8 protein-coding genes are annotated in these 4,469 nt (G+C 46.5%); all 8 read left to right on the forward strand.

The window, feature by feature from the left end; all coding sequences use genetic code 11:
• Positions 1-65 precede the first annotated feature (65 nt).
• Positions 66-455, forward strand: coding sequence for a DUF6678 family protein (locus tag MO867_RS24180; protein WP_373565919.1), 390 nt, complete (start codon positions 66-68; stop codon positions 453-455).
• Positions 456-536: 81 nt separating this feature from the next.
• On the forward strand, positions 537-899 hold the full coding sequence (locus MO867_RS20640) for a hypothetical protein (RefSeq protein WP_252472623.1): 363 nt from the start codon (positions 537-539) through the stop codon (positions 897-899).
• A 406-nt stretch (positions 900-1,305) separates the two neighbouring features.
• On the forward strand, positions 1,306-1,749 hold the full coding sequence (locus MO867_RS20645) for a hypothetical protein (protein WP_252472625.1): 444 nt from the start codon (positions 1,306-1,308) through the stop codon (positions 1,747-1,749).
• A 28-nt stretch (positions 1,750-1,777) separates the two neighbouring features.
• Positions 1,778-2,677 (forward strand): hypothetical protein, encoded by a 900-nt coding sequence (locus MO867_RS20650; protein ID WP_252472626.1) that lies wholly within the window; start codon positions 1,778-1,780, stop codon positions 2,675-2,677.
• A 189-nt stretch (positions 2,678-2,866) separates the two neighbouring features.
• Positions 2,867-3,259: a hypothetical protein gene (locus tag MO867_RS20655; RefSeq protein ID WP_252472627.1), complete on the forward strand. Its 393-nt coding sequence runs from the start codon at positions 2,867-2,869 to the stop codon at positions 3,257-3,259.
• A gap of 51 nt (positions 3,260-3,310) precedes the next feature.
• A complete protein-coding gene (locus MO867_RS20660) occupies positions 3,311-3,784 on the forward strand; it encodes a phage tail tube protein (protein ID WP_252472628.1) in 474 nt (157 codons plus the stop codon).
• Between the two features lie 10 nt (positions 3,785-3,794).
• Positions 3,795-4,154, forward strand: a complete 360-nt coding sequence (locus tag MO867_RS20665) for a phage tail assembly chaperone family protein, TAC (RefSeq protein ID WP_252472629.1) — start codon at positions 3,795-3,797, stop codon at positions 4,152-4,154.
• Positions 4,155-4,174: 20 nt separating this feature from the next.
• A complete protein-coding gene (locus MO867_RS20670) occupies positions 4,175-4,438 on the forward strand; it encodes a phage tail assembly protein T (protein ID WP_252472630.1) in 264 nt (87 codons plus the stop codon).
• The last annotated feature ends 31 nt before the right edge of the window (positions 4,439-4,469 follow it).

Raw genomic sequence — 4,469 nt, forward strand, 5'->3', positions numbered from 1 at the left:
GCTTAGAAATATAGAGAAGGGTGATATAAAGACGCTTCTTTTGAATTAACTGTTATACGTAGGCAATGAACGAAGAAACACTAAAATTTATTGAAGAGCGGCACCTTGTTTCGTATATGAACAAAACAAAGTGGCGAGAGCTCGCTAATGCCATTACAAGTAACACTGATTTCGAACCTCAAGTCAGGCTTAAATATCTACGAGACTTAGAGGCAATGCCTGGGTTTTCGCTACTTGATTGGGAATGGGTTCGCTACGGTCAATCTAGCTGTATCGAGTGGATGGATATTGACCCATTCAAAAGAGAGCGAAGGGGCAATCTTTTGAGTGATAGAATTACTGACTTCAGTGGCTTTATAGTAACTGTTCTGAAAAAGTACAATATCCCATACTCCTTAGAAAATGGGCTTTACAGGGTATGGGGATATGCAGACCAGCAACCATCTTTCGTATAACAAACGCAAGCACGCGGACCCGTTTTCCGCTGCGCTCCAAACGGCCCGGTGTTGCGGGCGTTATGCTCAGGTAGGAATAAAGTGAATCGTATATTTCTCGCAATATTTTTAATCTCTATTGGCGGCTGTGCGTCGCAAGAAGTGAGAGATATAGAGCTTCCTGAAATCATGACTATTGAAGGAAAAAATTTTATTTATGCCGCCGCGTTCAAAGAACATGAGCTAAGTATCACCAGGCCGGAAAGTGGTGAGTTAATGGTAACTACCCCTGAAAAAGAGGCTCCAATTTACTGGACTTGTGGCGGGGTGTACTGGGATGGTCTCGTTCAAGGCCAAAGCATCTTGGAAGAAGCCGATCTGGTCTTGGACTTTAAAGGCATCAAAGAGGTTTGGGTCCCAATTGAAGGCAAACCCAAGAAACTATACATTTTCGAGGTCCGCTAGCATAACAATCAGCGGCAGAGCGACAGCCAACGCTGGGCGTTATGTGTATACAACGAATGACTATCGCTCGTGAACATGAAGAAGATAAAGCAGATGTTTAGTGAGTCTCTACACCCTAAAGGCCAATGCTGCTTTTGTGGGGAAACTATTGACAATAAATCGCTTGTGGTAATGAATTTGGATCTGGGGAATGACCAATTTCAGTCGCTTTATTCTCATGGCCGTTGCTTAAAAGAAAAGCTTCACTCATCAGTGCCATTTTTGGCTCCCGAAGAAGTTGAGGGCGAGTAATTGGGTAGGTCCACTACACATAACAAGCCGCAGCAATCGCTCCCGTTGGTCGCTGGGACAGCCAAAACGCTGCGCTTTTTTGTCTGCCCCTGTGCGGGGCGTTATGTGGTCAAGTATGAACATTAAGCATACCCTCACAGCTGTATTTCTATCGCCACTAGCTTCATTGCTTTTGGTTATTGTCATGGTTGTGGATTCATTATTTCGAGGTCCAAGCCTTCTTTCACTTGATGGTCTTATTGTCATCCTAATGTTTGCTTTTGGAATTGTGGCTGTATCTTTTGTACTTGTTCTATTTTTTGGTGTCCCACTTCATTTCTTATTATCAAAACTTAATATAGGAAATTGGTGGGCTTATGCTCTAACCGGTTTAGTTGTGGCTATTAGCTTTCAATTTATTCAACTGACTGATAGCATTATGCCTGCACAACTTCAGCAGACTGGTTATGGGTTTTATGCAGTAGGTGGTTTCGTTGTATCATTAGCATTCTGGTTCTGCGCAGTTAAATCACATAACAATAACAGGCAAGGCGACGCAAAAGATGCGCGCTTGCTGTAAGGCGTTATGCTCTAAGGAGATCGAGTCCATGCCAAAAATAAGGAGAAGAATTGGCCATTTCATAAAAGGGGAAAATGGCAGCTTCGATTTTGGTATATCTAAGAAAGACTTCAACGACGAATGTTATGATAAACTAAATAGCAATCTAGGTATTATATTTAAAGTGCAGCCTATTTTAATTTCTTACGAGTCAGTAGAGCTAAGTTATAACGAGTTAGGCGAAGTAATTTCAAAGTGTCATCGTCTTATTGATGAAAGTGATACGCCTGATGCAACAAATGTCGATAACCTTTTATCATATCTAGTTGAAGCAACTCAGAAGGCAACGAATTTTCTCTCGTCAGCGACATCATTTTTATGTTGTGCCTCTGCGAGTATTAGAAGAGAGTTTGGCGAAAAATCTGATATTTTTCTAGAGTGGGACAACTATAGAAAAGGCCTTCACAGTCAAAACCTCTCGTACAGATTTTTATATGAGATGCGTAACTACTCACAGCATAGCTATCTACCTATTGATAATGTCGAGATCAAAGTTGACAATATTGTTCTCGGCGAGAAAACCGTATCAAACAAGCTTGAACTGAACAAAGGAAAACTTCTTGATTCAGGGTACAATTGGAGCGAGAACCTTAAGCGCGACATTTGCACTCTGGAAGGGAAAATAGACATCTTCCCAATGATTACAGAGTATGTGAATATCATCAGGAAAATATCATTTAAGTACCTTGATATCTACAAGCTTGATCTTGAAAACTGCTTCAGTTATATGCAATCACTTGGACGTGTATTTCAGTTCCCCAGCAACAGCACCCCTGTTATCTATATTGGAGAAACTCCAGAGGGTAACCCTGTACCAGGTAACATGGAATTCATTCCGTATCCTCAATTCAAATGGGTTAGTAAACATTACTTCAACCTGAAACCTTGAGTATAAACATTGAGAGGCATAACAAGTGACTATGAGTAAAACTGTCCCTTTTTTTAATTTTCCTGGGTCATTGAGATTTAGGTAACTATCAAAGCGAAGATTGTTAGTTTGGTAAGTATTGCTGCACTGTAAACACACAAACCCGCACCAGCGGGTTTTTTTATGCCCAAAATTCCTGGAGCAATCCCAATGACCCAACGCATCACCATCCGCGATGCCGTATTAAGCAAGCTAAAAACCCTACCCGGCTACAACTTCCCCTCTGCCGGTACCACGGAAGGCATCGAGCCGGAAAAGCTGCCGGCCATTCTCGTCGGCTTTGCCACGGAACAAACCGAACAAGGCTTCTCTGGCACCACCCGCCGGCTGGATCTTGTGGTAGCGGTGGTGGTGCATAGCCGGGGGGATATCTATGAATTACTGGATCAGGCTGCGTCGGAAGTTGAGGGTGTTTTACAAGATCGCACCCTGGGCGGGGCCTGCGAAATCTTCTCCCTATCGCAAACCGATTTCGCCCTGGATCAGGACCACCCCTTGGGCGAAGTGCGCCTGACCTACAGCGCCCAATATTCCACTGAATGACGCACCCCTGCGTCGGACTTTTATTACCACTAACGAGACTGGAGAATCCCTATGTCCCAATTGGCTCAGGGCACCAATATCTATTTTATCGATCCGGCAGATGACACTGTTATGAAAGTGACTGGGGTCAATTCATTTAACCCCGGCGGCAATCCAGCGGACCAGCTGGATGACACTTCCCTGGAAGACTTGGATAAGAAGTTCAAGCGTGGACTGCGTACACCGGGGCAGGCATCGGTGGGGCTGAAAATAAACCCACAAAATGCCGTGCATAAGCGGCTGCATGCGCTGTCCCAGGATGACACCGTGGGCAGTATTCAATGGGCGGTGGGCTGGAGTGATGGCACTGAGCCGCCCACGGTGGATAGCAAAAATTTTACCCTGCCGGTTAGCCGCACCTGGTTTACCTTCGAAGGCTATGTGGCTGACTTCCCCTTTGATTTCCAGCAGAACAGCCTGGTCACCGGTGAAATGTCGATCCAGCGCAGCGGCGGTTCGGCCTGGACTCCTAAAGCTTCAACGTAAGGGCTAAGTCATGCAATTAACCATTGAATCCCTGCAGCAGCAGGGCAGCTTTTCTGGTGCGCCGCTTGAGCGTTCCATCACCTGGAAACAGGGCGAGCAGGAATTAACCGCAACCGTTTATGTCCGCCGCCTGTCTTACTACAGTGCCGTCAGTGATGTGGCAGCGCTGCGTGGTGAGGGCGATGTAATTGCCGGGCGTATTGCTGCCTGTGTTGTCGATGCCGAGGGCAAGCCGGTATTTACCCCTGAAGATATTACCGGCGAGGCAGACCCAGAGCGCGGCCCCCTGAATGCGAATCTGACCCAGGCGCTGCTGCTGGAAATCGGTGCGGTCAATAATCTGGGAAAGGCGCAAAGCTCAGCGAGCTAGACGAACTCTGGCACGAGCTGGTGCTGAACGGCATCGGCGGTTGCACCATAGCCGAGGCCCAGCAGCGGCTCAGTTATGAGGAAGTGCAGCGCTGGGCGCTCTACCGTAAAAAACGCGGCTCCCTGCATCCGGGGATGCGCACCGAAAGATCCACGGCACTACTCGCCACCCTCTACGCCAATGCCCATCGCGGCAAAGGCAGTCCCGTAAAAATCACTGACTTTATGCCCCATGAGGAAGAGCCGGAATTATCGCTGCAACAGGCGATGAAAACCTGGCAATAGGATTGCTATGTCTAAAAAAAGCCTGGGTACA

This window comes from Microbulbifer okhotskensis, assembly GCF_023895975.1.
In the GTDB taxonomy this organism is placed as follows: Bacteria; Pseudomonadota; Gammaproteobacteria; order Pseudomonadales; family Cellvibrionaceae; genus Microbulbifer; species Microbulbifer okhotskensis.